The 25,186-nt window shown below is 66.4% G+C and carries 25 protein-coding genes and 1 tRNA gene; 16 read left to right on the plus strand and 10 right to left on the minus strand.

Going from position 1 to position 25,186, the window contains the following annotated elements:
• Positions 1–177: EF-Tu C-terminal domain-related protein (locus tag BMX29_RS06265; RefSeq protein WP_483313988.1), on the plus strand; the 177-nt coding region annotated here is incomplete at its 5' end.
• A gap of 85 nt (positions 178–262) precedes the next feature.
• Here BMX29_RS06265 and BMX29_RS06270 read toward each other — a convergent pair.
• The 3 genes from BMX29_RS06270 to BMX29_RS06280 form a co-directional block, all read right to left on the minus strand.
• Entirely contained in the window at positions 263–751 is a 489-nt protein-coding gene (locus BMX29_RS06270) for a cupin domain-containing protein (RefSeq protein ID WP_092811307.1), read from the minus strand.
• Between the two features lie 72 nt (positions 752–823).
• Positions 824–1,075 carry a hypothetical protein gene (locus tag BMX29_RS06275; protein ID WP_092811309.1) on the minus strand — a complete coding sequence of 84 codons (252 nt, stop codon included), beginning with the start codon at positions 1,073–1,075 and terminating at the stop codon, positions 824–826.
• A gap of 83 nt (positions 1,076–1,158) precedes the next feature.
• Complete coding sequence (locus BMX29_RS06280; RefSeq protein ID WP_092811311.1) at positions 1,159–1,395, minus strand: hypothetical protein; 237 nt, start codon at positions 1,393–1,395, stop codon at positions 1,159–1,161.
• 493 nt (positions 1,396–1,888) lie between these two features.
• Here BMX29_RS06280 and BMX29_RS06285 point away from each other — a divergent pair.
• Positions 1,889–1,964, plus strand: a tRNA-Trp gene (locus BMX29_RS06285).
• Between the two features lie 336 nt (positions 1,965–2,300).
• On the opposite strand, the gene BMX29_RS06290 is transcribed toward BMX29_RS06285, so the two are convergent.
• Positions 2,301–2,885 carry a hypothetical protein gene (locus BMX29_RS06290; RefSeq protein WP_043841994.1) on the minus strand — a complete coding sequence of 195 codons (585 nt, stop codon included), beginning with the start codon at positions 2,883–2,885 and terminating at the stop codon, positions 2,301–2,303.
• A 303-nt stretch (positions 2,886–3,188) separates the two neighbouring features.
• Between BMX29_RS06290 and secE the strand changes: the two genes are divergently transcribed.
• The 4 genes from secE (at position 3,189) to rplA (ending at position 5,579) form a co-directional block, all read left to right on the plus strand.
• Entirely contained in the window at positions 3,189–3,386 is a 198-nt protein-coding gene (gene secE / locus BMX29_RS06295) for a preprotein translocase subunit SecE (protein ID WP_043841995.1), read from the plus strand.
• Between the two features lie 208 nt (positions 3,387–3,594).
• The gene (gene nusG, locus BMX29_RS06300; protein WP_043841996.1) at positions 3,595–4,128 is read left to right on the plus strand and encodes a transcription termination/antitermination protein NusG; all 534 of its coding nucleotides are present in this window, start codon (positions 3,595–3,597) and stop codon (positions 4,126–4,128) included.
• A 303-nt stretch (positions 4,129–4,431) separates the two neighbouring features.
• Positions 4,432–4,881 carry a 50S ribosomal protein L11 gene (rplK, locus tag BMX29_RS06305; protein WP_043841997.1) on the plus strand — a complete coding sequence of 150 codons (450 nt, stop codon included), beginning with the start codon at positions 4,432–4,434 and terminating at the stop codon, positions 4,879–4,881.
• A complete protein-coding gene (gene rplA, locus BMX29_RS06310) occupies positions 4,881–5,579 on the plus strand; it encodes a 50S ribosomal protein L1 (RefSeq protein ID WP_043841998.1) in 699 nt (232 codons plus the stop codon). Before rplK ends, rplA begins: the two co-directional genes overlap by 1 nt.
• Positions 5,580–5,682: 103 nt before the next feature.
• Here rplA and BMX29_RS06315 read toward each other — a convergent pair whose 3' ends face one another.
• Entirely contained in the window at positions 5,683–6,342 is a 660-nt protein-coding gene (locus tag BMX29_RS06315; protein WP_092811313.1) for a glutathione S-transferase family protein, read from the minus strand.
• Positions 6,339–6,701, minus strand: coding sequence for a DUF1428 domain-containing protein (locus BMX29_RS06320; protein WP_092811613.1), 363 nt, complete (start codon positions 6,699–6,701; stop codon positions 6,339–6,341). The genes BMX29_RS06315 and BMX29_RS06320 overlap by 4 nt, the downstream gene beginning before the upstream one ends.
• A gap of 105 nt (positions 6,702–6,806) precedes the next feature.
• On the opposite strand from BMX29_RS06320, the gene BMX29_RS06325 reads away from it, so the two are divergent.
• The 5 genes from BMX29_RS06325 to rpoC all read left to right on the plus strand — a co-directional run bounded on the left by BMX29_RS06325 (position 6,807) and on the right by rpoC (position 17,364).
• Positions 6,807–7,256: a MarR family winged helix-turn-helix transcriptional regulator gene (locus BMX29_RS06325; RefSeq protein WP_244889166.1), complete on the plus strand. Its 450-nt coding sequence runs from the start codon at positions 6,807–6,809 to the stop codon at positions 7,254–7,256.
• 364 nt (positions 7,257–7,620) lie between these two features.
• Positions 7,621–8,139 carry a 50S ribosomal protein L10 gene (rplJ, locus tag BMX29_RS06330; RefSeq protein WP_043842001.1) on the plus strand — a complete coding sequence of 173 codons (519 nt, stop codon included), beginning with the start codon at positions 7,621–7,623 and terminating at the stop codon, positions 8,137–8,139.
• A gap of 70 nt (positions 8,140–8,209) precedes the next feature.
• Complete coding sequence (gene rplL / locus BMX29_RS06335; protein WP_043842002.1) at positions 8,210–8,593, plus strand: 50S ribosomal protein L7/L12; 384 nt, start codon at positions 8,210–8,212, stop codon at positions 8,591–8,593.
• Positions 8,594–8,866: 273 nt separating this feature from the next.
• A complete protein-coding gene (gene rpoB, locus BMX29_RS06340; protein WP_092811317.1) occupies positions 8,867–13,006 on the plus strand; it encodes a DNA-directed RNA polymerase subunit beta in 4,140 nt (1,379 codons plus the stop codon).
• 98 nt (positions 13,007–13,104) lie between these two features.
• On the plus strand, positions 13,105–17,364 hold the full coding sequence (rpoC, locus tag BMX29_RS06345; protein ID WP_043842005.1) for a DNA-directed RNA polymerase subunit beta': 4,260 nt from the start codon (positions 13,105–13,107) through the stop codon (positions 17,362–17,364).
• A 383-nt stretch (positions 17,365–17,747) separates the two neighbouring features.
• Here the strand turns inward: rpoC and BMX29_RS06350 are convergent, their stop codons facing one another.
• Both BMX29_RS06350 and BMX29_RS06355 read right to left on the minus strand, forming a co-directional pair.
• Entirely contained in the window at positions 17,748–18,149 is a 402-nt protein-coding gene (locus BMX29_RS06350; RefSeq protein ID WP_043842007.1) for a hypothetical protein, read from the minus strand.
• 17 nt (positions 18,150–18,166) lie between these two features.
• Positions 18,167–19,369 carry a pyridoxal phosphate-dependent aminotransferase gene (locus tag BMX29_RS06355; protein ID WP_092811319.1) on the minus strand — a complete coding sequence of 401 codons (1,203 nt, stop codon included), beginning with the start codon at positions 19,367–19,369 and terminating at the stop codon, positions 18,167–18,169.
• 90 nt (positions 19,370–19,459) lie between these two features.
• On the opposite strand from BMX29_RS06355, the gene BMX29_RS06360 reads away from it, so the two are divergent.
• The 3 genes from BMX29_RS06360 to BMX29_RS06370 all read left to right on the plus strand — a co-directional run bounded on the left by BMX29_RS06360 (position 19,460) and on the right by BMX29_RS06370 (position 20,705).
• Positions 19,460–19,855 (plus strand): helix-turn-helix domain-containing protein, encoded by a 396-nt coding sequence (locus tag BMX29_RS06360; protein ID WP_043842009.1) that lies wholly within the window; start codon positions 19,460–19,462, stop codon positions 19,853–19,855.
• Positions 19,852–20,124 (plus strand): FAD assembly factor SdhE, encoded by a 273-nt coding sequence (locus BMX29_RS06365; protein WP_092811321.1) that lies wholly within the window; start codon positions 19,852–19,854, stop codon positions 20,122–20,124. The genes BMX29_RS06360 and BMX29_RS06365 overlap by 4 nt, the downstream gene beginning before the upstream one ends.
• 83 nt (positions 20,125–20,207) lie before the next feature.
• Entirely contained in the window at positions 20,208–20,705 is a 498-nt protein-coding gene (locus tag BMX29_RS06370; protein WP_092811323.1) for a MarR family winged helix-turn-helix transcriptional regulator, read from the plus strand.
• A 235-nt stretch (positions 20,706–20,940) separates the two neighbouring features.
• On the opposite strand, the gene BMX29_RS06375 is transcribed toward BMX29_RS06370, so the two are convergent.
• Positions 20,941–21,951, minus strand: a complete 1,011-nt coding sequence (locus BMX29_RS06375) for a P1 family peptidase (protein WP_092811325.1) — start codon at positions 21,949–21,951, stop codon at positions 20,941–20,943.
• A 193-nt stretch (positions 21,952–22,144) separates the two neighbouring features.
• Between BMX29_RS06375 and panB the strand changes: the two genes are divergently transcribed.
• Positions 22,145–22,978, plus strand: a complete 834-nt coding sequence (gene panB / locus BMX29_RS06380) for a 3-methyl-2-oxobutanoate hydroxymethyltransferase (protein WP_092811327.1) — start codon at positions 22,145–22,147, stop codon at positions 22,976–22,978.
• A complete protein-coding gene (gene panC, locus BMX29_RS06385) occupies positions 22,975–23,820 on the plus strand; it encodes a pantoate--beta-alanine ligase (RefSeq protein ID WP_092811329.1) in 846 nt (281 codons plus the stop codon). Before panB ends, panC begins: the two co-directional genes overlap by 4 nt.
• Positions 23,821–23,835: 15 nt before the next feature.
• Here panC and BMX29_RS06390 read toward each other — a convergent pair whose 3' ends face one another.
• The gene (locus BMX29_RS06390) at positions 23,836–25,110 is read right to left on the minus strand and encodes an acetylornithine deacetylase/succinyl-diaminopimelate desuccinylase family protein (RefSeq protein ID WP_092811331.1); all 1,275 of its coding nucleotides are present in this window, start codon (positions 25,108–25,110) and stop codon (positions 23,836–23,838) included.
• Positions 25,111–25,186: the final 76 nt, after the last annotated feature.

The following is a 25,186-nucleotide window of genomic DNA, read 5'->3' on the forward strand; positions in this document are numbered from 1 at the left end:
GACGTGACCGGCACCGTGACGCTGCCCGAGGGCACCGAGATGGTCATGCCGGGCGACAACCTGAAGTTCGGCGTCGAGCTGATCGCGCCGATCGCCATGGAAGACGGCCTCCGCTTCGCCATCCGCGAAGGCGGCCGCACCGTCGGCTCGGGCGTGGTCTCCAAGATCATCGAGTGATCGGGTAACCGATCGCCGGAAATCGGAAAGGGCCGTCCCACGGGGCGGCCCTTTCTCTTTGCCTGGTTGGAATGCGTGGTCTTGCTCAGGCCTTGCGTCCCGCGGACGGCGTCTCGATTTCCTCGTGGTCCACGAGGCCCCACGGCAGCCCTTCGTTGCGGTAAAGGCGCTTGCCCCGTCGCGGGTAGTCCACGACATCATGCGCCCGCCGCTCGCCGATCACGAGGCAGCGCAGGGGGTCGTCCCCGGTATTGCGGATGGTGTGAGCCGCGCCGCTCTTGCGGTACCCGATGAAATCGCCGGGTCCGACCTCGTGCGAGGTTTCCCCGATGGTGGCGGTGGCGGTCCCGGACAGGATGTAAACCGCCTCGTCCTCGTGGTGATGCAGGTGCAGTTCGGTTGTCAGGTCGCCGGGCGCCACCTCGATCAGGTGGATGCCGAGGCCGGTGAGGCCGGTTCTGTCGCCCAGGCTGCGATTGACCCGTCGCGCGTCCGGACAGAGGAAGTGCGTCTTGGCAAGCCCGTCCATCGCGTCGATCTCGGGCGCGGTCAGGATGTAGGTATCGTGAGTCATGGGGCGTTCCCGCTGCTGCGTGCAAGGCGGAGAATAGACCGAGGCGGGCCCGCGGGGCAGTCCGCAGTGTGTTCAGTCGGTGTAGAGCCGCACCAGAGACCGGACCTTGCTGCGCTTGTCGAAGTAGCTGTCGCCGGACTTGATGATCGTCATCAGCATCAGCCGCTCGGTGGTCTCGAGCCGCGACAGGTCGGCGTCGGGCGCGTATTCGAGGATCGCGCGCTCCTGCCGGTCGAGTCCGGTAGGTTGCGTTGCGACGGGCGCGCATTGGGCGAGGGCGGCCGTGGCGACGAGTGCAAGGGAGAGGGGGGCGTTGCGGGTCATGGCGAGCCTTTCCGGCGTGTGACCAGCAAGATAGTGCCGCGCGGCCCCTGGTCAGGGCCGCGCGGGAAATCGTGAAGGTGCGCTTACTGGTAGGCGCGGACCAGCGACTGTGCGGTCGCTTCGCGGTCGCCGCGGCCACCGCCGGAGTGGATCACGTTCAGCAGCGACTGGATTTGTGCGTCGGTCAGGCGGGTCACGTCGACTTCGGGGGCGAACTTCTCGATCTTGATCTGTGCGGCCTCGTCCGAGATCTGAGCCGAAGCGGGCACGGCGGCGACTGCGGTTGCGGCGAGGGCGGCGGCTGCGATGAGAGCTTTCATGGTGTTACTCCTTGGTATGTGTGCATCGATTGATGCCGTTCGGTCGGTGCATCTTGCGATGCGGTTCATGAGGTCGGCGCTGTGTGCGTCGATGACCAGAACTTTGGTTCGGTTCGCATTTCTTGCAAGTCACGGGTTTGATCGCGCTCGATCACGCGCTGGTGTCCGGGTGCGAGGGACCACGTCGCGAAATTTCTTAGCGACCATTAAAAATAAATATAAACAATTAGTTGGTATGAAGTTTCGCGTTTCAATCCTCACGAAAAACTCGCAATTGGCACGATTGATCGGCCTCGATCATGGCTGCCACATAGTCTGTGCATCAGTGCACAGAGCGTTTTATTCCGATGTTCGGTCGTCTATCATCCGGCGTGGAGTGGGGGCCTTGCCTCGGGAAGAGCTGTCCGTCAGCGGCTTTCTTGAGACGAGGCGCTCAGACCGCGATTCCGCCCTTGAAGTCGAGGGCGCAGGGCGGTATCCGAGGCGTCGCCGTAGGGGTATAGCTCAGTTGGTAGAGCGACGGTCTCCAAAACCGTAGGTCGCGGGTTCGAGCCCTGCTGCCCCTGCCATTTTCCTGAAATCTCGAGATAGAGCACAGGCCTCGAAAGCTGTGCCGCGGGTTGCGCACAACGCGCATGGCGCCGGTGCTCGTTCACCATCTGAGCTAAGGATCGCCTGTTGCTCGTGACACGCGGGATGAAGTCGGTCCGCGTGCAGCTGCGCGCTCAAGGCGCGCGAGCTTCGTATCGGGGTGCGACGTCCGATCGGCGGTGCGCCTGGCGTCAGCTCCGGGCTGTCCCTGTGGCCGTGTCCGATGCCACCCGCACCTCATTCCGGGATGCCACGCAAACGAAAACGGCGGACCCGAGGGCCCGCCGTTCTCTTATCAGTGCTGTCGCGTGCGCTTACTGGGCGACGACGGCTTCAATCTCGCTCTCGAGGCCGTTCGGGTCGTTCGAACGGATCATCGACAGGATCGTGTTCACCTGCGGCTCGGTCAGCGTCGAGACATCGACGTTCGGCGCGTGGATGCGGATGAGGGCGATTTCGCCCGAGGTGGCGGTGTTGGCGTCGCCAACTGCCATGCCGTCATCCATCAGCAGTTCGCGGATGGTTTCTGCGCGGTCGGTGGCCGAGCTTTCGCTGTTGGCGACGGACAGGGCCGCGTCGAGCGTCGGCTGCGGGATGGTGCTGTAGTCAACGCCGTCCACGTACTCATTCAGCGTCGCAACCTCGGCTTCGGTCAGCTCGGGCGCGGCAGCCACATACTCGGTACCTTCGGCGAGGGACTCGAGCTTCGCGGTGGTTTCCGAACGCGAATCGGTGCTGGTGATGATGTTGAGCGCCTGGTCGATCTGCGGGTCCGACCAGGTCGAGACGTCGTAGTTCGGCAGGTACTGCTGCACCTCGGTGATCTGGCCTTCGGTCGCGGCATAGCCTGCGGTGGCCGTGGTGATCGCGAGGGCGGATGCGAGAATAATGCGTTTCATGTCTGTCACTCCTTTTGAGAGTTGTGTCTCGTGTCGTCGTGGTGCGAATGCCAATTCGGCTTCGCTATGGCCTCCCAACCGCGTCGGACCGCGAAAGTTTCCGGGATTTCCGTCTCTCACATTCATTTGACGATCGCTGGACGCGGGCGGGGACCGCGCTATCGCATCGTGCGCGACTGAAATTCCTGTGGCTGCCGGGGGTGGGCGGGATAGCCTCGATGGCTCCGAACTCGGCTTCCGCTTGAACCGGGCGGCGGTTCCACGTATCAGCCCCCGGACACGCACAGCCGAGCGGGAACCGAGATGGCGCGCACCAATCCGCTACAATTCGTCCAGCAGGTCCGGGCCGAAGTTAACAAGGTCGTCTGGCCGACCCGTCGCGAGGTCCTGCTGACCACGCTGATGGTCTTTATCATGGCGACCCTCACCGCGATCTTCTTCGCGCTGGTCGATCTCGCCATCCGCGGGGGCCTCCAGGCGCTTCTGGGCTTCTTCGGCTGACGATGGCCATCCCGCGCCCGAGCGCGCGCGGAGGCCCTTGAACTGCACGACCCGTTTCGGTAGGGCACACGTCACTTTCCCGGCGGGCGTGCAATGAGTCGTTGCGCGCCGATTTTTTCTTGTCGGGCACACGGGAATCAGGACGGCGCGGGGCGCGCGGCACATCGGATGCCCCTCCGCGCGGAACGAACGGAAAGGTCGAGGCCAGATGGCGAAGCGGTGGTATTCGGTGAGCGTGCTCTCGAACTTCGAGAAGAAGGTGGCCGAGCAGATCCGGACTTCGGTGGCCGAGCAGGGTCTCGAGGACCAGATCGAGGAAGTGCTCGTTCCGACCGAAGAGGTCATCGAGATTCGTCGGGGCAAGAAGGTGACCGCCGAGCGTCGCTTCATGCCCGGCTACGTGCTGGTGCGGATGGAGATGTCGGACACCGGCTACCACCTGATCAATTCGATCAACCGCGTCACCGGCTTCCTCGGGCCCCAGGGTCGCCCGATGCCCATGCGCGATGCCGAGGTGCAGCAGATCCTGGGTCGCGTGCAGGAGGGCGAAGAGGCGCCGCGCACGCTCATCCACTTCGAGGTGGGCGAGAAGGTCAAGGTCAACGACGGTCCGTTCGAAGACTTCGACGGCATGGTCGAGGGCGTGGACGAGGACAACCAGCGCCTGCGCGTGTCGGTGTCGATCTTCGGTCGCGAGACTCCGGTCGAGCTGGAGTTCACCCAGGTGACCAAGCAGGGCTGATCGGTCCGGGCATTCGCGCCCATTGCCATGTATTCCAGCGGCGTGCCGGGGCTTTGGTCCGGTGCGCCGTTTTCGTTTCGCCACGCGCACGAGGGGCGACGGCGCGGGTGCGGGCGTTCAGCTTGTATCCGAACGCCGTTGCAATCGCACCCAACCGGGTGTATCCGCGCGGCCTGTCCCGCGACTCGCGTCTCGGGACGCTTCCGCTGTGGGAGGCGAGGGCGGCGCGCCGTCCGGACCTGACCACACAACGCACACGGGCCGCGACGCGTCGCGGCCCCGTTGGACGAAAGGAGACGCCAGATGGCCAAGAAGCTTGCTGGCAAGATGAAGCTGCAGATCCCTGCAGGCAAGGCGAACCCCTCGCCGCCGGTTGGCCCCGCTCTGGGTCAGCGCGGCATCAACATCATGGAATTCTGCAAGGCGTTCAACGCCAAGACGCAGGAAATGGAGCCGGGCGCCCCGTGTCCGACCGTGATCACCTACTATCAGGACAAGTCCTTCACGATGGACATCAAGACGCCGCCGGCGTCGTACTACCTGAAGCAGGCGGCCGGTCTGAAGCCCGTGGGCAAGCGCAACCGTCCCCGCGGTGCCGAGAAGCCGGGCCGCGAGACCGTCGCGACCGTCACCCGCAAGCAGGTGCGCGAGATCGCCGAGGCCAAGATGAAGGACCTCTCGGCGACTGACGTGGATCAGGCGATGAAGATCATTCTTGGCTCGGCCAAGTCCATGGGCATCGAGGTGAAGTAATGGCAAAGCTCGGTAAACGTACCCGCGCCGCCCGCGAAGCCTTCGCCGGCAAGGAAGAGATCACGGTCGAGGAGGCGGTCAGCCTCATCAAGTCGAACGCCAACACCAAGTTCGACCAGACCCTCGAGATCGCGATGAACCTCGGTGTCGACCCGCGCCACGCCGACCAGATGGTCCGCGGCGTTGTCGGCCTGCCGAACGGCACGGGCAAGACCGTCCGCGTGGCCGTGTTCGCCCGTGGGGCCAAGGCCGACGAGGCCAAGGAAGCCGGTGCGGACATCGTCGGCGCAGAGGACCTGATGGAGACCATCCAGGGCGGCACGATCGAGTTCGATCGCTGCATCGCGACCCCGGACATGATGCCGATCGTCGGCCGTCTCGGCAAAATCCTCGGCCCGCGCAACCTGATGCCGAACCCCAAGGTCGGCACCGTGACCATGGACGTCGCGCAGGCGGTCAAGGACGCGAAGGGTGGCCAGGTCCAGTTCAAGGCCGAGAAGGCCGGCGTCGTGCACGCGGGCATCGGCAAGATCTCGTTCGACGAGGCGAAGCTGGCCGAGAACGTCCGCGCCTTCGTGGACGCGGTCTCCAAGGCCAAGCCGGCCGGCGCCAAGGGCACCTACATGAAGAAGATCGCGCTGTCCTCTTCGATGGGCCCGGGCGTGACGATCGACGTCACCAACGCCACGCAGGGCTGATCGCGGACGCGCCGCGCGTCGGCTCGACCGACGAACAGACAGAGAAGGGCCCCGGAGCGATCCGGGGCCTTTTTCGTTTTTCGGCGGAGCGGGCATTGCGCGCTCAGGCCGGTTCGTTTTCCGCGAAGGTGGAAAGCTGCGCGTCGAGCGCCGTTTGGAAGGTCGGGCGGGCGAGGCAACGCCCGAGGTATCCGGTCAGCACCGGCCGCTCGGCCAGCAGTGGGCGGTCGTCGATGCTGCGCAGCACCGTGGCCATGACGATATCGGCGACCGAGAACGTGTCCGTCAGCCACTCGCGTCCTCCGAGGTATGTCGAGAGGTCGTCGAGGCGTTGCCCGGCCAGCCGCTGGGCGAGGGTGTCGAAATCGTCCAGCCACGACGCCTCTGGTTCGAACAGCCGCGGCATGACCACGTTGTCGATCCGCGGCTCTATGGAGTTCAGCGCCGCGAGGGTCCATGCCGCGACCGACGCCTCTTCCTGGGGCGAGGCAGCCGCGAGACCCGGTTCCACCCGGGCGAGGTGAAGCAGGATCGCGCCTGTCTCGAACAGGGTCACCGTGCCGTCGCGGTAGGCCGGAACCTGCCCGAAGGGCTGGAGCGCGCGGTAGGCATCCTCGCGCGCGGCGTTATGGGGCAGCGTCCGCACGGTGTAGTCCGCGCCGGCCTCGTTCAGCGCCCACCGCACCCGCAGGTCCTTCACGTTGCCCTGGGCGAAAGGCGGCACCCAGCTGAAGGTCCAGAGCTCCCGCCGCGCGCGGGTCATGACGCCGACCCGGCGGTGAAGATGGGTTCGAAGCCACCCCACATCATGCGCTTGCCGTCGAAGGGCATGTCCATCATCTCGGCCATGCGCGGGTCCTCCATCATCCGGCCCCACGCGTCATCGCAGGTCGCCTTGTCGGGCCACACCATCCACGAGAACACGACCGTCTCGTCCTCGGTCTTCTTGGTGGCGAGGGGAAACGAGGTGAGTTTGCCATCGGGCACGTCGACGCCCCAGGTTTCGACGGTGCCGATGCAGCCGTATTCCTCGAAAATCGGCCAGGCCTTCCGGGCGCTGGCGATGTAGGCGTCCTTGTTCTCGGTGGGGACGGCGCAGAGAAATCCTGAATAGTAAGGCATTGTGATCTCCATCAACGGAATGCCCCTTGAGGTTGTGGCGAATCTGCGTTGATATCAACACAAATGAGCAGGACAGGCGAAACCCCGCCCCCAATGGACCCCGAGATGCCGCTCTTGGTCACGCTGGAAGTACGCGACCGGTGTCTCTGTCTTCATCTGCAACGCGCGGCGCGACTGGTGGCGCGGCGCTTCGACGAGGCGTTGAAGCCGCACGGCCTCACCAACGGGCAATTCTCGCTGATGATGGCGCTCAATCGCCCCGGCGCGCCGCGGATCTCGCAGCTGGTGACGGTGCTGGGCATGGATCGCACCACGCTGACTGCCGCGCTGAAGCCACTTGAACGACGGGGCTGGGTGATCGCGACGCCCGATCCGGACGACCGGCGGGCGCGGCGTCTCTACCTCGGTGCCGAGGGGCAGGCGGTGCTGAAGGCGGCGGTGCCCACCTGGCGCGCCACCCATGACGCACTCGATGCCGAGATGGCGCACGGGCAGGGGGCGGAGCTGCGTGCAGGTCTTGCGTCGCTGGCCTTCCGCGAAGACGAAAAAGGCTGAGAGGCGGTGATGCTTGGACAATCGGGAACGCCGTGCTAATCTCTTACGAAGTCGACGAAAGCGCGTGGAATTTGTCCGCGCGCCTCTTGGCTTTTCCGTCCAGACCGTCTATCCGACCCGTTACGGGCCAGCTGCGCGATTCGTGCGGCCGTGTCCGTATCGTCCGAGACGGTGGGCTGGCCAAGGGCAAAACCCGACGCCGCTAAGTCCTGCCCGAGACGGGAACAGAACATTCGGTCCGTTGGGGCGCTTCGTCCCTCCGGAACAGCGATTGTGACGACCCGATCGGACCTTGGGGCCGGGCAATACAGCCCGGCTTAGAAAGAGCCGGAGGGGTCGCCCCTCCAGAACTTGGAGTGAAACTGTGGATAGAGCCCAGAAAGAGAAAGTGGTCGAGGAACTCGGCCAGATCTTCGAAAGCTCTGGCGTCGTGGTGGTTGCACACTACCAAGGCCTCACGGTTGCCGAGATGCAGGACCTGCGTGGCCGCGCCCGAGAGGGCGGTGCGTCGGTGCGTGTCGCCAAGAACAGGCTTGCCAAGATCGCGCTCGAGGGCAAGGCGTGCGAGAGCATGTCGAAGTACCTCGAGGGCATGACCGTCCTCACCTATTCCGAAGACCCCGTGGCAGCCGCCAAGGTGGTCGAGGGTTTCGCCAAGGATAACAAGAAGCTTGAGATCCTTGGTGGCGCAATGGGTGGGGAGGCCCTGGACCGGGCCGGTGTCGAGGCCGTGTCGAAGATGCCGTCGCGCGAAGAGCTTCTCGCTCAGATCGCCGGCATGCTCGGCGCACCCGCCTCCAACATCGCCGGTGCGATCGGCGCGCCTGCTTCCAACATCGCCTCCATCCTCTCCACCATCGAGGAAAAGGCCGAGGCGGCCTAAGGCAATCCGTGACGGTCGCGACCTTGTAGTCGCGGCGTTGGATCACATCTAGATATGGAAAGAAGTCACAATGGCTGATCTTAAAGCACTCGCAGAGCAGATCGTGGGTCTCACCCTGCTCGAGGCACAAGAACTCAAGACCATCCTCAAGGACGAGTACGGCATCGAGCCCGCAGCTGGCGGCGCCGTCATGATGGCCGGCCCCGCAGGCGGCGACGCCGGTGGCGAGGCTGCCGAAGAGCAGACCGAATTCGACGTCATCCTGAAGTCGGCCGGCGCATCCAAGATCAACGTGATCAAGGAAGTCCGCGGCATCACCGGTCTTGGCCTGAAAGAAGCCAAGGAGCTGGTCGAAGCAGGCGGCAAGCCGGTCAAGGAAGGCGCTTCGAAGGAAGAAGCCGAAGAGATTAAGAAGAAGCTCGAAGACGCAGGCGCGGAAGTCGAGCTCAAGTGATCTGCGCCGGATGGGGCCCCGCGTCGGGCCGCGTCCGGAGCGCAACGTGAAGAGGCTGGATCCGGGTGTTCCGGGTCCAGCCGAACCTGTCTCAGAGAGGGCCGTTTCGCGTCATGCGGGCCGACCCTCTCTCAGGCGAGGTTCCCTCGATCGGGAGGCCTTCGGTGGGACGAAGGCCATGAATGGATCGGAACACGCCCTCTCGGATGGATGCGCGGCCGGGGCCCGACGGTCTGCGCGTTCAGGTGAGAACACTGAAAGGTGACGACACCCATGGCGACTTCCTACCTCGGTCAAAAGCGCCTTCGCCGCTATTACGGCAAGATTCGCGAAGTCCTCGAGATGCCGAACCTCATCGAGGTTCAGAAATCCTCTTACGACCTGTTCCTGAATTCGGGCGACCAGCCCGAGCCGTCGGACGGCGAGGGGATCAAGGGCGTCTTCCAGTCGGTCTTCCCGATCAAGGACTTCAACGAGACGGCCGTGCTCGAGTTCGTGTCCTACGAACTGGAGAAGCCCAAGTACGACGTCGAAGAGTGCATGCAGCGCGACATGACCTACTCGGCACCGCTGAAGGTCACGCTGCGGCTGATCGTGTTCGATGTCGACGAGGACACCGGCGCGAAGTCGGTGAAGGACATCAAGGAGCAGGACGTGTTCATGGGCGACATGCCGCTCATGACCGGCAACGGCACGTTCATCGTCAACGGCACCGAGCGCGTCATCGTCTCCCAGATGCACCGTTCGCCGGGCGTGTTCTTCGACCACGACAAGGGCAAGACCCACAGCTCGGGCAAGCTGCTCTTCGCCTGCCGCATCATTCCCTACCGCGGCTCCTGGCTCGACTTCGAGTTCGACGCCAAGGACCTTGTCTACGCACGCATCGACCGTCGCCGGAAGCTGCCGGTGACCACGCTTCTGTACGCCCTGGGCCTGGACCAGGAAGCGATCATGGACGCGTACTACAACACCGTCGATTACGAGGTGGTTAAGGGCCGCGGCTGGAAGACGAAGTTCTTCCCCGAGCGCGTCCGCGGCACCCGTCCGACCTACGACCTGATCGACGCGGATTCGGGCGAGGTCATCGCCGAGGCCGGCAAGAAGGTGACCCCGCGCGCGGTCAAGCAGCTGATCGACGACGGCAACGTCAAGAATCTGCTGGTGCCCTTCGACAACATCGTCGGCAAGTTCGTCGCGAAGGACATCATCAACGAGGAAACCGGCGCGATCTACGTCGAGGCCGGGGACGAACTCACCTGGACCGTCGACAAGGACGGCGAGGTGACCGGCGGCACCCTCAAGGAACTGATGGATGCCGGCGTGACCGACATCCCGGTGCTCGACATCGACAACATCAATGTCGGCCCGTACATGCGCAACACCATGGCGCAGGACAAGAACATGAGCCGCGAGACCGCGCTCATGGACATCTACCGTGTCATGCGCCCGGGCGAGCCGCCCACGGTCGAGGCCGCCTCTGCCCTGTTCGACACGCTGTTCTTCGACGCCGAGCGCTACGACCTCTCGGCCGTGGGCCGCGTGAAGATGAACATGCGCCTGAACCTCGACAAGCCGGACACCCAGCGCACGCTGGACCGCGACGACATCGTGCAGTGCATCAAGGCCCTGGTGGACCTGCGTGACGGCCGCGGCGACATCGACGACATCGACCACCTCGGCAACCGCCGTGTGCGTTCGGTCGGCGAGCTGATGGAGAACCAGTACCGCGTCGGCCTGCTGCGGATGGAGCGCGCCATCAAGGAGCGCATGTCCTCGGTCGAGATCGACACTGTCATGCCGCAGGACCTGATCAACGCGAAGCCCGCGGCTGCCGCGGTGCGCGAGTTCTTCGGCTCCTCGCAGCTGTCGCAGTTCATGGACCAGACCAACCCGCTGTCGGAAGTGACGCACAAGCGTCGCCTGTCGGCGCTCGGGCCCGGCGGTCTGACCCGTGAGCGTGCCGGCTTCGAGGTGCGCGACGTTCACCCGACCCACTACGGCCGGATGTGCCCGATCGAGACGCCGGAAGGTCCGAACATCGGCCTGATCAACTCGCTCGCCACCTTCGCGCGGGTGAACAAGTACGGCTTCATCGAGACCCCCTACCGGGTGGTGAAGGAAGGGCAGGTGACCGACGAGGTTCACTACATGTCCGCCACCGAGGAGATGCGCCACACCGTCGCCCAGGCGAACGCGTCGCTCGACGAGAACGGCCGCTTCATCAACGACCTCGTGTCGACCCGCCAGGCGGGCGACTACACGCTGGCGCCGAACGAGACCGTCGACCTGATCGACGTCTCGCCCAAGCAGCTGGTGTCGGTCGCGGCGTCGCTGATCCCGTTCCTCGAGAACGACGACGCGAACCGCGCACTGATGGGCTCGAACATGCAGCGTCAGGCGGTCCCGACGCTTCGGTCGGAGGCGCCGCTCGTCGGCACCGGCATCGAAGAGGTCGTGGCCCGCGATTCCGGCGCGGCAATCACCGCCCGCCGCGGGGGCGTGATCGACCAGGTCGACGCGCAGCGTATCGTGATCCGTGCCACCTCGGACCTCGAGCCGGGTGACCCCGGCGTTGACATCTACCGCCTGCGCAAGTTCCAGCGCTCGAACCAGAACACCTGCATCAACCAGCGTCCGCTGGTGAAGGTGGGCGACACGGTCGAGAAGAACGAGGTGATCGCCGACGGTCCGTCCACCGACATGGGTGAACTGGCGCTTGGCAAGAACATCATCGCCGCGTTCATGCCGTGGAACGGCTACAACTACGAGGACTCGATCCTGATCTCGGAGCGCATCGCGCGCGACGACGTGTTCACCTCCGTCCACATCGAGGAATTCGAAGTGGCGGCGCGCGACACGAAGCTCGGGCCCGAGGAAATCACGCGCGACATCCCCAACGTCGGCGAGGAAGCCCTGCGCAACCTCGACGAGGCGGGCATCGTCTACATCGGCGCCGACGTGGAGCCGGGTGACATTCTCGTGGGCAAGATCACTCCGAAGGGCGAAAGCCCGATGACGCCGGAGGAGAAACTTCTCCGCGCAATCTTCGGCGAGAAGGCCTCGGACGTCCGTGACACCTCGCTGCGGGTGAAGCCGGGCGACTACGGTACCGTGGTCGAGGTCCGCGTCTTCAACCGTCACGGCGTCGAGAAGGACGAGCGTGCGTTGCAGATCGAGCGGGAAGAGATCGAGAGCCTGGCCCGTGACCGGGACGACGAGCTCGCGATCCTCGACCGCAACATCTACCAGCGTCTCAAGACCCTGATCCTCGGCAAGACCGCGGTGAAGGGCCCGCGGGGCGTCAAGGCGAACGCCGAGATCACCGAAGAGCTTCTCGATAGTCTGAGCCGCGGTCAGTGGTGGCAGCTGGCGCTCTCGGAAGAAGAGGACGCCAAGCACGTCGAGGCGCTGAACGAGCAGTACGAGGCTCAGAAGCGCCAGCTCGATGCACGGTTCGACGACAAGGTCGAGAAGGTGCGCCGGGGCGACGACCTGCCGCCGGGCGTGATGAAGATGGTCAAGGTGTTCGTGGCGGTGAAGCGCAAGCTGCAGCCGGGCGACAAGATGGCCGGCCGTCACGGCAACAAGGGCGTCATCAGCCGCGTGGTTCCGATGGAGGACATGCCGTTCCTCGAGGACGGCACGCCGGTCGACTTCTGCCTCAACCCGCTGGGCGTGCCCTCGCGCATGAACGTGGGTCAGATCCTCGAAACGCACATGGGCTGGGCCGCGCGCGGCCTGGGTCTGAAGATCGACGAGGCTCTGCAGGACTACAAGCGCACGGGCGACCTGACCCCGGTGCGCGAGGCGCTGCGCATCGCCTATGGCGACGAGGTCTACGAAGAGGGCCTCGCCGACATGGAAGAGGACCGTCTTCTGGACGCGGCGGGCAACGTGACCCGCGGTGTTCCGATCGCGACGCCGGTTTTCGACGGTGCGAAGGAAGGCGACGTCAACGACGCGCTGAAGCGTGCCGGCTTCTCGGAAAGCGGTCAGTCGGTCCTGTTCGACGGCCGCACCGGCGAGAAGTTCTCGCGCAAGGTGACTGTGGGCGTGAAGTACCTGCTGAAGCTGCATCACCTGGTGGACGACAAGATCCACGCGCGTTCGACCGGCCCCTACAGCCTCGTGACCCAGCAGCCGCTGGGCGGCAAGGCGCAGTTCGGCGGTCAGCGCTTCGGCGAGATGGAGGTCTGGGCGCTGGAAGCGTACGGCGCCGCCTACACGCTGCAGGAGATGCTGACGGTGAAGTCGGACGACGTGGCTGGCCGCACCAAGGTCTACGAGTCGATCGTCAAGGGCGAGGACAACTTCGAGGCCGGCGTGCCGGAATCGTTCAACGTCCTGGTCAAGGAGGTCCGGGGTCTGGGCCTCAACATGGAACTCCTGGATGCGGAGGAGGACGAGGAGTGAGGGCAGGCGCCTGACCCGCGCCGCTTCCACTCTCCGCCGGTGCGCGCCTTCGCGCACCGGTGCCTCCCCCGCACCCTCTCTCAAGCGATGAGGACATCATGAACCAGGAAATCACGAACAACCCGTTCAACCCGCTGACCCCGCCCAAGGTCTTCGACGAGATCAAGGTGTCGCTGGCGTCGCCCGAGCGGATCCTCAGCTGGTCCTTCGGCGAGATCAAGAAGCCCGAGACGATCAACTACCGCACGTTCAAGCCCGAGCGTGACGGCCTGTTCTGCGCGCGCATCTTCGGTCCGATCAAGGACTACGAATGCCTGTGCGGCAAGTACAAGCGCATGAAGTATCGCGGCGTCGTCTGCGAGAAGTGCGGCGTCGAGGTGACGCTGCAGAAGGTCCGGCGCGAGCGCATGGGCCATATCGAGCTCGCCGCGCCCTGCGCCCACATCTGGTTCCTCAAGTCGCTGCCCTCGCGCATCGGCCTGATGCTGGACATGACGCTGCGCGACCTCGAGCGCGTGCTCTACTTCGAGAACTACGTGGTCATCGACCCGGGTCTGACCGACCTCACCGAAGGTCAGATGCTGACCGAAGAAGAGTTCATGGACGCCCAGGACCAGTACGGCATGGACGCGTTCACGGCGAACATCGGCGCCGAGGCGATCCGCGAGATGCTGGCGAAGATCGACCTCGAGTCCGAGGCCGAGCACCTGCGCGAAGAGCTCAAGGAAGCCACCGGCGAGCTCAAGCCGAAGAAGATCATCAAGCGTCTCAAGGTCGTCGAGAGCTTCCTCGAGTCGGGCAACCGTCCCGAGTGGATGGTGATGACTGTGATCCCGGTCATCCCGCCGGAACTGCGCCCGCTCGTTCCTCTGGACGGCGGCCGGTTCGCAACGTCGGACCTCAACGACCTGTATCGCCGCGTCATCAACCGGAACAACCGCCTCAAGCGGCTGATCGAGCTGCGCGCGCCGGACATCATCGTCCGGAACGAGAAGCGGATGCTTCAGGAATCCGTGGACGCGCTGTTCGACAACGGCCGCCGCGGCCGCGTCATCACCGGTGCCAACAAGCGCCCGCTGAAGTCGCTGTCCGACATGCTGAAGGGCAAGCAGGGCCGGTTCCGTCAGAACCTGCTCGGCAAGCGCGTGGACTTCTCGGGCCGTTCGGTCATCGTGACCGGCCCGGAACTGAAGCTGCACCAGTGCGGCCTGCCGAAGAAGATGGCGCTCGAGCTGTTCAAGCCGTTCATCTATTCGCGACTCGAGGCCAAGGGCTTGTCGTCCACGGTGAAGCAGGCGAAGAAGCTGGTCGAGAAGGAGCGTCCCGAGGTCTGGGACATCCTCGACGAGGTGATCCGCGAGCACCCGGTTCTGCTGAACCGTGCGCCGACGCTGCACCGTCTGGGTATCCAGGCGTTCGAACCCACCCTGATCGAGGGCAAGGCGATCCAGCTGCACCCGCTCGTCTGCTCGGCGTTTAACGCCGACTTCGACGGTGACCAGATGGCCGTGCACGTTCCGCTGTCGCTCGAAGCGCAGCTCGAAGCGCGCGTCCTGATGATGTCCACGAACAACGTGCTGTCGCCCGCGAACGGCGCGCCGATCATCGTGCCGTCGCAGGACATGATCCTCGGCCTCTACTACCTCACCATCGCGCGTGAGGGCATGAAGGGCGAAGGCATGGTCTTCGGTTCGGTCGAAGAGGTCGAGCACGCGCTCAACGCCGGCGAAGTGCACATGCACGCCAACATCCAGTGCCGCGTGAAGCAGATCGACGACGAGGGCCAGGAGGTGGTGAAGCGCTACGACACCACGCCGGGCCGGGTGCGTCTGGGCGCGCTGCTGCCGATGAACGCCAAGGCGCCGTTCGAACTGGTCAACACGCTGCTGCGGAAGAAGGACGTCCAGCGCGTCATCGACACCGTCTACCGCTACTGCGGTCAGAAGGAGTCGGTCATCTTCTGCGACCAGATCATGTCCATGGGCTTCAAGGAGGCGTTCAAGGCGGGCATCTCCTTCGGCAAGGACGACATGGTCATCCCCGAGTCCAAGTGGCCGATCGTGGAAGAGACCCGCGAGCAGGTGAAGGACTTCGAGCAGCAGTACATGGACGGCCTGATCACCCAGGGCGAAAAGTACAACAAGGTCGTGGACGCCTGGTCGAAGTGCAACGACAAGGTCACCGAGGCCATGATGACCACGATCTCGACCTCCAAGCATGCGGAGGACGGGTCCGAGGAAGAACCGAACTCGGTGTACATGATGGCGCACTCCGGTGCGCGTGGCTCGGTCACCCAGATGAAGCAGCTGGGCGGGATGCGCGGCCTGATGGCGAAGCCGAACGGCGACATCATCGAGACGCCGATCATCTCGAACTTCAAGGAAGGTCTGACCGTTCTCGAGTACTTCAACTCGACCCACGGCGCCCGGAAGGGCCTGTCGGACACCGCGCTCAAGACGGCGAACTCGGGCTACCTGACCCGTCGTCTCGTGGACGTGGCGCAGGACTGCATCATCCGCATGCAGGATTGTGGCACCGAGCGGTCGATCACCGCCGAGGCGGCGATCAACGACGGCGAGATCATCGCGTCGCTCGGCGAGCGTCTGCTGGGCCGCGTCGCGGCCGAGGACATCGTGAAGCCGGGCACCGACGAGGTGATCATCAAGGAAGGCCAGCTCATCGACGAGCGCATGTCGGATGCGGTGGAAGAGCACGCGGTGCAGACCGCGCGCATCCGCTCGCCGCTGACCTGCGAGGCCGAAGAGGGCGTCTGCGCCATGTGCTACGGGCGTGACCTCGCGCGCGGCACGATGGTGAACGTCGGCGAGGCCGTCGGCATCATCGCGGCGCAGTCGATCGGCGAGCCGGGCACGCAGCTGACCATGCGGACCTTCCACATCGGCGGCGTGGCACAGGGTGCCCAGCAGTCGTTCCTCGAAGCGTCGCAGTCGGGCAAGATCGTGTTCGAGAACCCGAACACGCTGGTGAACGCGGCCGGCGAGACGCTGGTGATGGGCCGGAACATGAAGGTTCTCATCACCGACGAGCACGGCGCCGAACGCGCGAGCCACAAGGTCGGCTACGGCACCAAGCTCTTCGTCGAGGAAGGCCAGTCGATCGAGCGTGGCGACAAGCTGTTCGAGTGGGACCCTTACACCCTGCCCATCATCGCCGAGAAGGACGGTGTGGCCCGTCACGTCGACCTCGTGAACGGCGTTGCCGTGCGCGAAGAGACCGACGACGCCACGGGCATGAGCCAGAAGATCGTGACCGACTGGCGCGCCGCGCCCAAGGGCAACGAGCTCAAGCCCGAGATCATCCTGCAGGACGAGAACGGCGAGCCGGTGCGAAACGACCAGGGCAACCCGGTCACCTACCCGATGTCGGTCGATGCGGTCCTGTCGTGCGAGGACGGCCAGCAGATCAAGGCCGGTGACGTGGTCGCGCGGATCCCGCGCGAGGGCGCCAAGACGAAAGACATCACCGGCGGTCTGCCGCGGGTGGCGGAACTCTTCGAGGCGCGTCGTCCCAAGGACCACGCCATCATCGCCGAGATCGACGGCTACGTGCGCTTCGGGAAGGACTACAAGAACAAGCGCCGCGTCTCGATCGAGCCCGCCGACGACAGCCTCGAGCCCAAGGAGTACATGATCCCCAAGGGCAAGCACATCCCGGTTGTCGAAGGGGACTACATCCAGAAGGGCGACTACATCATGGACGGCAACCCGGCGCCGCATGACATCCTGTCGATCATGGGTGTCGAAGCGCTGGCGAACTACATGATCGACGAGGTGCAGGACGTCTACCGGCTGCAGGGCGTGAAGATCAACGACAAGCACGTCGAGGTCATCGTCCGGCAGATGCTGCAGAAGTGGGAGATCCTCGACAGCGGGGAGACCACGCTGCTCAAGGGCGAGCACGTCGACAAGATCGAGTTCGACACCGCGAACGCCAAGGCCGAGGCCAAGGGTCTGCGCCCCGCACAGGGCGAGCCGATCCTGCTGGGCATCACCAAGGCGTCGCTGCAGACCCGGTCCTTCATCTCGGCCGCCTCGTTCCAGGAGACGACCCGCGTGCTCACCGAGGCTTCGGTGCAGGGCAAGGTCGACAAGCTGGTGGGCCTCAAGGAGAACGTCATCGTGGGCCGCCTGATCCCGGCGGGCACCGGCGGCGCGACCCAGAAGGTCCGCAAGATTGCCACCGACCGCGACAATGTCGTCATCGACGCCCGTCGCACCGAGGCGGAGGAGGCCGCACGCCTCGCCGCACCGGAAGAAAGCGCCTCGGGCAGCTCGGATGTCGTCGGTGGCGACGACTTCGACACGCTGATCGTGGACACCCCGGAAAGCCGCGAGTGATCGCAGGCTGACCGGCGAGAGACAAGAAAGGCCCCGGGAGACCGGGGCCTTTTTCTTTGCGCTTGGCGGCCGTGACGGGCCTTTCGGGCGGAGCGCCTCGCGGATGTGACGGGGTGCCTTCGGTGAGAATATCTTGCCAAGAAGATGCCGGGAGCCGGGACGCGGTGGAGCCCGTGCATCCGGCCAGTGCGGGACAGTGCAACTCCGGGGCGGGATCGGCCGCGCCTGCGCCCCGCGTGGGGCGGGCGGATGCCTCCGGCGGGAGTATTTGTAACGAGAAGAATTCGGTTCCGCGCGACCCCGGAAAGGGGGGGGCGCATCTGTCCATGCGCAGGGCGGCGGCGGGTCGGACAGCCGGAGGCGGGGCCGGCCGGGGCGCGCCGTCAGTCGCCGCTCAGCCGATCGGCCTTCTTGCGCACCAGCACCGTGCGCAGGTCGTGCATCGCCATCAGGAGCGCGTCGGTGACCTCTTCGAGCTGCTCGTCCGAGGCCTTGGACTGCGCCCATTGCGCGGTGACGTTGAGGTAGTCCACCGCGCGGTGGATGTCGTCGATGTCGCGCATCTCCTGAAGGGCGCGGCGGGCCTGCATCCAGCCCTCGATCTCCTGCATGTCCCGATCGCTCAGCGTGCGGCCGCCATGCGGCTTGATCTCACCGTTGCGGATGTTGAGCACCGCGATCTGGTCCATGTCGATCCGGCGGTGACGGTTCTCGGCATCGACGCGGAAGACCACGGCGCCGTTCTCGCGGACGCGGAAGTAGTATTCGGGCAGGGCGGTGGACATCGTCGTGCCTCTCCGGATCAGGTCAGGCCCGCGCAGAACGCGCGGATGCGGTCGCAGGCATCGGCCAGAACATCGTCGGCCGCGGCATAGCTCAGGCGGACATGCGGCGACAGCCCGAAGGCCGCGCCGAAAACCAGGGCGACTCCGGCCTCTTCGAGAAGCGCGGTGGCGAAGTCCTCGTCGGTCTCGATGCGGGCGCCTCCCGCGCTGGTGCGGCCAAGGCAGCCCGCCACCGACGGGTAGACGTAGAACGCGCCCTCGGGCGTCTGGCAGGTCATGCCGGCGCAGTCGTTCAAGGCCGCGACCACGGCATTGCGGCGGCGCCTGAAAGCCTCGGCGCGCGTGGCAAGAACGTCCTGCGGCCCGGTCAGAGCCTCCACCGCCGCCCACTGGCTGATCGAGCAGGGATTGGTGGTGGTCTGCGACTGCACCTTGCGCATGGCGGCGATCAGCGGCTCGGGCCCGCCGGCGTAGCCGATGCGCCAGCCGGTCATGGCGTAGGCCTTGGAGACGCCGTTCACCGTGAGCGTACGCTCCGCCAGTCCCGGCTCGACCTCGGCCGGGGTGCAGAAGTTGAACCCGTCATAGGCCAGGTGCTCGTACATGTCGTCGCTCATGACGTGCACCTGCGGGTACCGCATCAGCACGTCTGTCAGTGCGGACAGCGTCGCCCGGTCGTAGCCGGCGCCCGTGGGGTTCGACGGCGAGTTGAAGATCAGCCACTTGGTGCGCGGCGTGATCGCCGCCTCCAGCGCTCCGGCGGTCAGGCGGAAGCCGTCGCGCTCCTCGCCGGTCACGATCACCGGGGTGCCGCCGGCCATGCGGACCATGTCGGGGTAACTGACCCAGTAGGGCGCGGGCACGATCACTTCGTCGCCGGGGTTCAGCGTTGCCAACAGCGCGTTCCACAGCACCTGCTTGCCACCGCTCGAGACCGAGATCTGCGCGGGCGCGTAGCTCAGCCCGTTCTCGCGGGCGAACTTGTCGCAGATCGCCTGCTTGAGCTCGGTCATGCCATCGGGGGCGGTGTACTTCGTCTCGCCCCGGCCGATCGCGGCCACGGCGGCGCGCTTGACGTTCTCGGGCGTATCGAAGTCGGGCTCCCCGGCGGACAGCGCGATGACGTCGCGGCCCTCGGCGCGCAGCTCTCGCGCCCGCTGCGTGATCGCCACAGTGGGCGAGGGGTTCACGCGCGCCAGCGCCTCTGACAGAAAGGCCATTCGATCGCCCCGGTTTGAAAAGTCTGGCATCTGTCTTACGGTTCGACCCGGCAGCGTTCAAGCGAAGCCATTGCCGCGGGGGAGAACGACATGCAGGACGAGACCGACTGGTACGGCCCGGAGGCGGCGACCTTCGGTGACAGGCTCGCCGCCGCGCGCGACGCGGCCGGGATGGGCGCCGAGGAACTGGCCCGGAGGCTGGGGGTGAAGCTGACCACGCTGGAATCGTGGGAGGCCGACCGCGCCGAGCCGCGGGCGCATCGCCTGCAACTGATCGCGGGTCTTCTCGACGTGTCCGTGGTCTGGCTCCTGTCGGGAGAGGGAGCGGGCGTCGATGTGCCTCCCGAGGGTTCCATGGCGCAGGCCGACATGCGCGCCGTGCTGACCGACCTGCGCGCCGTGCAGGCTGAGATGAAGGCCACGGCAGAGCGGGTCGGACGACTCGAGAAACGGCTGAAGGCGCTGATGCAGGAGACGCAGGGATGACCATTGCCGAGGACGATCGCGCCACGCGTTTGCGGCGGCTTCGGATGCGCTCCATGCGCCGCGGCATCAAGGAGATGGACCTGATCCTGATCCGGTTCGCCGACAATCGTCTGAGCGCGATGAGCGATGCCGAACTGGATGGCTACGAGGCGCTGCTCGAGGAGAACGACCAGGACCTTTACGCCTGGGTCAGCGGCCAGACCGAGCCACCCGAGCGTCACGCCGCCCTGATCCGGCAGATCTCGGACGAGTTTCGCCTCGAACGGTGAAAAATCGCCCGCAAGGGTGCGCGCTTAATCAGTTATCAGGAATTTTGCAGCAATTTCCGGGCATATGACGTTCGGAGACTGAGATGAGCCTGCACTCTTCTGTCGGTTCGGCGGAGCATTCCAGCTTCATGACGAGCTACCTCGATGCACTGGCGCTGGTGGAGCGTCTGCACCGCCTGTTGCTCGACGTGATCAAGGACGAGTTCGAGCGTGTCGGCATCCTCGAGATCAACGCCGTGCAGGCGCTTCTGCTGTTCAATATCGGCGACAACGAAGTCACCGCGGGCGAGCTGAAGACGCGCGGCTACTACCAGGGCTCGAACGTCAGCTACAATCTGAAGAAGCTGGTGGAGGCGGGCTACATGCACCACCAGCGCTGCGAGATCGACCGCCGCTCGGTGAGGGTGCGCCTGACCCCGCGCGGCCGCGAGATCCGCGAAATCGTCGAGACGTTGTTCCTGCGCCATGCCGAGGGGCTTGAGGCGAGCGGTGCCATCGACCGCGACGGTTTCGACCGGATCACCCATTCTCTGCGGCGGGTGGAGCGGTTCTGGACCGACCAGATCAGGTATATCTACTGAACGCGGCCGACTGGGTGCTGCAATCGGCACGCGGGGATGAGGGAGTGACGGTTCCGACTTGTGCCGCCGGATGATCGCAGGGGCCGGCCGATGCGGGTCTCAGGCGCCGCCCGGACGTCTTCTCGCACCAACAAAACGGCCTGGAAATCGGGCAAGCAGTTCCGACACCTTCAATACAGTCACCGCGAGTGACCCGGTCCGGCCCTTTTTCGCCGCAGCCGGACGCACGTCCGGATCAGCGGCTGAGCGTCTCGCGGAAGGTCGGCAGAAGGTCTCCATCTGCGGGACTTGCCTCCCACACGGCCCGGGCGACGACGCGCGCCAGGGCGACGGAGCCGGCGTGGCATAGCGTCGCGAGGTCAGAAACCGGGTCGGACAGCTCCATCGCGCCGCTTGCCGCGCCGAACACGAGATCCCCGTCGAGCGGGGTGTGTGCCGGAACGATGGCCCGGCCGAGTCCATCCTGCGCGGCGACCGCCAGCCTCTGCGTCTGCGCCTTGTCGAGCCGCGCGTCCGTGGCGACCACGGCGATGGTCGTGTTGCCCTGCGCGGCCATGGCGCCGGCCTTCCGGCTGGGCGGCAGCGGCTGCAGCCCGGACGCGGGATCGGGCCCGAGGCCACCGAACTCGGCACCGATCTCGAAGGGTGCCGCCCAGAAGTGCCGGCCCGAGGGCGTCGTCGCGCTGCCCATGGCATTCACCGCCACGAGGGCCGCAACCGTGATCCCGGTCTCCGTCACGCAGGAGGCCGACCCGAGGCCGCCCTTGACCTGGCCCGTCAACGCGCCGGCCCCCGCACCGACCGAGCCGAGCGCAACCTCCGCCCCTGCGCCCTCGAAGGCGCGCCGGCCGAGGGCGGGGTAGGGGCTGTCCGTCCAGTCCTTGGCGCCGCCGTTCAACAGGTCGAAGAGGATCGCCGCCGGCACGATCGGCACCCGCGCCGGACCCACGGCGAAGCCGCGCCCGGCGGCGCGCAGGCCGGCCATCACGCCTTCCGCCGCGCCCAGTCCGAAGGCACTTCCGCCCGAGAGCACGAGAGCGTCCACGCCCGGCGCGGTCTTGTCGGCGGCCAGCAGATCGGTCTCGCGCGTGCCGGGGGCGCCGCCCATCACCGACACGGCGGCCACGAAGGGCGCGTCGGCGGTGACCACCGTGCACCCGGACTTGAGCACCGGATCGTCCGCGTGGCCCACGCGCAGGCCCGCGACATCGGTCAGGGAGTTGCGCGGTCCTGCTTTGAGGTGCATCGGCGGGGCTCCGGTCATCAGGGGCAGGGTGGCAGGCTGGTGCCGACACCCGGTTTGTCCGAAGGCAAGCCCGACCGTCGCACCGGGTCAACCCCGCGCCGCGTGTGCGGTCATCGCAGCGTCGCCTGTGACAGGCCGCACGAAAGCTGCTAGGTGCCCGCGCAAAGGATCGGCCCTGCGCCCGGAGGACCCCATGAGCGCCACGCCCCGCCAGACCGCCCCCACCCCCGCGGCCATCCGGGCCGCAAAGGGCGGGACGCCACTGGTCGCCCTCACGGCCTACACCACCCCCACCGCACGGATGATGGATGGCGTCGTCGACATCGTGCTGGTGGGCGACAGTGTCGGCATGGTGCTGCACGGGCTGCCCTCGACGCTGGGCGTCACGATGGAGATGATGATCCTGCACGGGCAGGCGGTGCGCCGGGGCCTCGGCGCCTCGCTGATGGTGGTGGACATGCCCTTCGGCAGCTACGAGGCCGGCCCCGAGACAGCCTTCGCCAACGCCGCGCGCCTGATGTCCGAGACCGGTTGCGAGGCGGTGAAGCTCGAGGGCGGGCGCCACATGGCCGACACCATCCGCTTCCTCGTCGCCCGCGGCGTGCCGGTGATGGCGCATGTGGGCCTGACACCGCAATCGGTCCACGCCCTCGGCGGATACAAGGTGCAGGGGCGCGGCGCGGCGGGCGAGGCGCTGATCGCCGATGCGCAAGCGGTGGCCGAGGCTGGCGCCTTCGCCGTGGTGCTCGAAAAGGTGCCTGCGGCACTGGCCGACCGTGTGACCTCCGAGGTGCCGATCCCGACCATCGGCATCGGGGCGTCGGCGGGCTGCGACGGGCAGGTGCTGGTGGTCGACGACATGCTCGGCCTCTTCACCGAGTTCCGTCCCAAGTTCGTCAAGCGCTTCGCCACTCTGGGCGAACGCGCCGAGGCCGCCATCGCTGCCTACGCCGGGGAGGTGCGGGCGCGCACCTTCCCCGCCGAGGAACATACCTTCGCCGACACCCCACCGGGAGAGACGACATGAGTGCCCCCATCGTCCGCAGCCGCGCCGCCCTCGCAGAACTGGTCGCCGGATGGCGCCGCGCCGGAGAGACGATCGGCGTCGTGCCGACCATGGGCGCGCTTCACGAAGGGCACCTGAGCCTCGTCGAAGGGGCGAAAGCCGGGGCGGACCGCGTGGTGGTGACGCTTTTCGTCAATCCGCGCCAGTTCAACAGCCGCGAGGACTACGAGAAGTATCCCCGCACCGAGGAGGAGGACGCGGCCAAGCTCGCGCCCCACGACGTGGACGCGCTCTATGTGCCGGGCCCCGAGGACGTGTATCCGCCGGGCTTCGCGACCACGGTGTCGGTGTCCGGCCTGACCGGCGTTCTCTGCGGCGCGCACCGGCCCGGGCATTTCGACGGGGTTGCGACCGTCTGCACGAAGCTTTTCCGCCAGACCGGCGCGGACCGCGCCTGGTTCGGCGAGAAGGACTTCCAGCAATTGCAGCTGGTGCGGCGGCTGTCGGCCGATCTCGACCTCGGCGTCGAGGTGGTCGGCTGCGAGACGGTGCGCGAAGCGGACGGCCTCGCGCTGTCCTCGCGCAATGTGCGGCTCGGGGCCGAGGCGCGTCGGGCGGCGCCCGCTCTTCACGCGGCGATGACCGAAGCCGTCGCCGCGCTGCGGGACGGCGCCGCGGCCGGGCCGGTGATCGATACGGCGGCGCAGGCGATACGCGCGGCAGGCTACGACGAGGTGGACTACCTCGAGTTGCGCGCGGTGGAGGACCTGCGCGCGCTCGACCGCGCGAACGTGCCCGCGCGGCTCTTCGCGGCGGCGTGGATCGACGGGGTGCGGCTGATCGACAACCTTCCCGTCACCTGAGCGCCGCGCCGGGCGTCAGTCCAGCAGCAGCCGCTCCAGCGTGCGCCCCATGACGCGGGTCGCGTCCAGCATGTCGCTGACCTCGATGTACTCATCGGGCTGGTGCGCCAGTTCGAGGATTCCGGGCCCGTAGGCGATGCAGTTCTTCAGGCGCCCGATCCGGTCGATATGCTTCTGGTCGTAGCTGCCGGGTGAGGCCACGAAGGTCGCGTCGCGCCCCAGAGCATCGGTCATCGCGGCGCGCACGGCGGTCACCACGGGGGCGTCCTCGGCGGTCATCGACGGGATCACGCGGTTGATCTCGCGCACCTCGTAATCGAAGCCCGGGCGGCTTTCCTTCAACCCGTCAAGCAGCTTCACGATCTCGTCCGCGGCGGCGTCGACGCCTTCCTCGACCAGCACGCGGCGGTCGACCTGAAGCACGCAACGGTCGGGCACGTTGCAGGCGGGCAGCGAGGTGTCGCCCGGCTCGCGGGCCCGCTCGCCGCCGTGGATGGCGTTGAGGTTCATTGTCGCGGCACGGGCACCGTCGGGGATCACCGGCATCTGCGTGTGGCGCGCGGCCATGGCCGGGAAGAGATCGGCCTCGAACGCGTTGAGCACCGCGCCCATGTGGCGCACGGCGCAGTCGCCAAAGAACGGCATCGAGCCGTGCGCGATGCGGCCGTGCGTCTCGATCTCGGCCCACCAGGCGCCGCGGTGGCCGAGGCAGATCTGATCGGTGCCCAGCGGTTCGGGAATGATGACGTGCTGCACGCGCTCGGGGTCGAACCAGCCCTTTTCGGCCAGGTAGGCGACGCCGCCGTAGCCGCCCGATTCCTCGTCCGCGGTGCCGCTGATCTCGATCGAACCGGCAAAGTCCGGATGTTCGGCGATGAAGGCTTCGGCGGCGATGATCGACGCCGCCAGTCCGCCCTTCATGTCGCACGCGCCGCGGCCGTAGACCCGGTCGCCGTCAAGCTCCGCGCCGAACGGATCGCGGGTCCAGCCCTCGCCCACGGTCACCACGTCGGTGTGAGAGTTGAAGTGCACGCACGGCCCCGGGCGCGGCCCCTCGATCCGGGCGACGATGTTCCAGCGGGGATATGCGTCGCTATCGCCCTTGGCGCCTTCGGCGCGCACCAGCGTGCAGGTGAAGCCCGACGCGCTCAGGCGCCGCTCCAGCAATTCGCAGATGTCGCGGTAGTTCTCGCCAGGCGGGTTCCGCGTCGGAATGCGGATCAGGTCCTGCAGAAGGGCCACGAGGTCGTCGCGGCGATCCACGATTCGTGCGAAGAGGGCATCTGTCATGTCGGGCGGGCCTTGGCTGTTGGAGTCGCGCGGACTGTCGCGCGGCCCTGCAGGGGTCGCAAGGCCCGGACCCGCA

It is taken from the genome of Roseivivax marinus, from assembly GCF_900109705.1.
Classification (GTDB): domain Bacteria; phylum Pseudomonadota; class Alphaproteobacteria; order Rhodobacterales; family Rhodobacteraceae; genus Roseivivax; species Roseivivax marinus.

Coding starts and splice junctions, on each gene's coding strand:
- BMX29_RS06325 (WP_244889166.1), top strand. CDS start 6,807: ATGCCGCTCTTGGTCACGCTGGAAGTACGCGACCGGTGTCTCTGTCTT.
- rplA (WP_043841998.1), top strand. CDS start 4,881: ATGGCAAAGCTCGGTAAACGTACCCGCGCCGCCCGCGAAGCCTTCGCC.
- rpoB (WP_092811317.1), top strand. CDS start 8,867: ATGGCGACTTCCTACCTCGGTCAAAAGCGCCTTCGCCGCTATTACGGC.
- BMX29_RS06320 (WP_092811613.1), bottom strand. CDS start 6,701: ATGCCTTACTATTCAGGATTTCTCTGCGCCGTCCCCACCGAGAACAAG.
- BMX29_RS06280 (WP_092811311.1), bottom strand. CDS start 1,395: ATGAAAGCTCTCATCGCAGCCGCCGCCCTCGCCGCAACCGCAGTCGCC.
- BMX29_RS06360 (WP_043842009.1), top strand. CDS start 19,460: ATGCAGGACGAGACCGACTGGTACGGCCCGGAGGCGGCGACCTTCGGT.
- secE (WP_043841995.1), top strand. CDS start 3,189: ATGGCGCGCACCAATCCGCTACAATTCGTCCAGCAGGTCCGGGCCGAA.
- BMX29_RS06350 (WP_043842007.1), bottom strand. CDS start 18,149: ATGTCCACCGCCCTGCCCGAATACTACTTCCGCGTCCGCGAGAACGGC.
- panB (WP_092811327.1), top strand. CDS start 22,145: ATGAGCGCCACGCCCCGCCAGACCGCCCCCACCCCCGCGGCCATCCGG.
- nusG (WP_043841996.1), top strand. CDS start 3,595: ATGGCGAAGCGGTGGTATTCGGTGAGCGTGCTCTCGAACTTCGAGAAG.
- BMX29_RS06365 (WP_092811321.1), top strand. CDS start 19,852: ATGACCATTGCCGAGGACGATCGCGCCACGCGTTTGCGGCGGCTTCGG.
- BMX29_RS06290 (WP_043841994.1), bottom strand. CDS start 2,885: ATGAAACGCATTATTCTCGCATCCGCCCTCGCGATCACCACGGCCACC.
- BMX29_RS06315 (WP_092811313.1), bottom strand. CDS start 6,342: ATGACCCGCGCGCGGCGGGAGCTCTGGACCTTCAGCTGGGTGCCGCCT.
- BMX29_RS06370 (WP_092811323.1), top strand. CDS start 20,208: ATGAGCCTGCACTCTTCTGTCGGTTCGGCGGAGCATTCCAGCTTCATG.
- rplL (WP_043842002.1), top strand. CDS start 8,210: ATGGCTGATCTTAAAGCACTCGCAGAGCAGATCGTGGGTCTCACCCTG.
- BMX29_RS06375 (WP_092811325.1), bottom strand. CDS start 21,951: ATGCACCTCAAAGCAGGACCGCGCAACTCCCTGACCGATGTCGCGGGC.
- BMX29_RS06390 (WP_092811331.1), bottom strand. CDS start 25,110: ATGACAGATGCCCTCTTCGCACGAATCGTGGATCGCCGCGACGACCTC.
- rpoC (WP_043842005.1), top strand. CDS start 13,105: ATGAACCAGGAAATCACGAACAACCCGTTCAACCCGCTGACCCCGCCC.
- rplK (WP_043841997.1), top strand. CDS start 4,432: ATGGCCAAGAAGCTTGCTGGCAAGATGAAGCTGCAGATCCCTGCAGGC.
- panC (WP_092811329.1), top strand. CDS start 22,975: ATGAGTGCCCCCATCGTCCGCAGCCGCGCCGCCCTCGCAGAACTGGTC.
- BMX29_RS06275 (WP_092811309.1), bottom strand. CDS start 1,075: ATGACCCGCAACGCCCCCCTCTCCCTTGCACTCGTCGCCACGGCCGCC.
- BMX29_RS06355 (WP_092811319.1), bottom strand. CDS start 19,369: ATGGCCTTTCTGTCAGAGGCGCTGGCGCGCGTGAACCCCTCGCCCACT.
- BMX29_RS06270 (WP_092811307.1), bottom strand. CDS start 751: ATGACTCACGATACCTACATCCTGACCGCGCCCGAGATCGACGCGATG.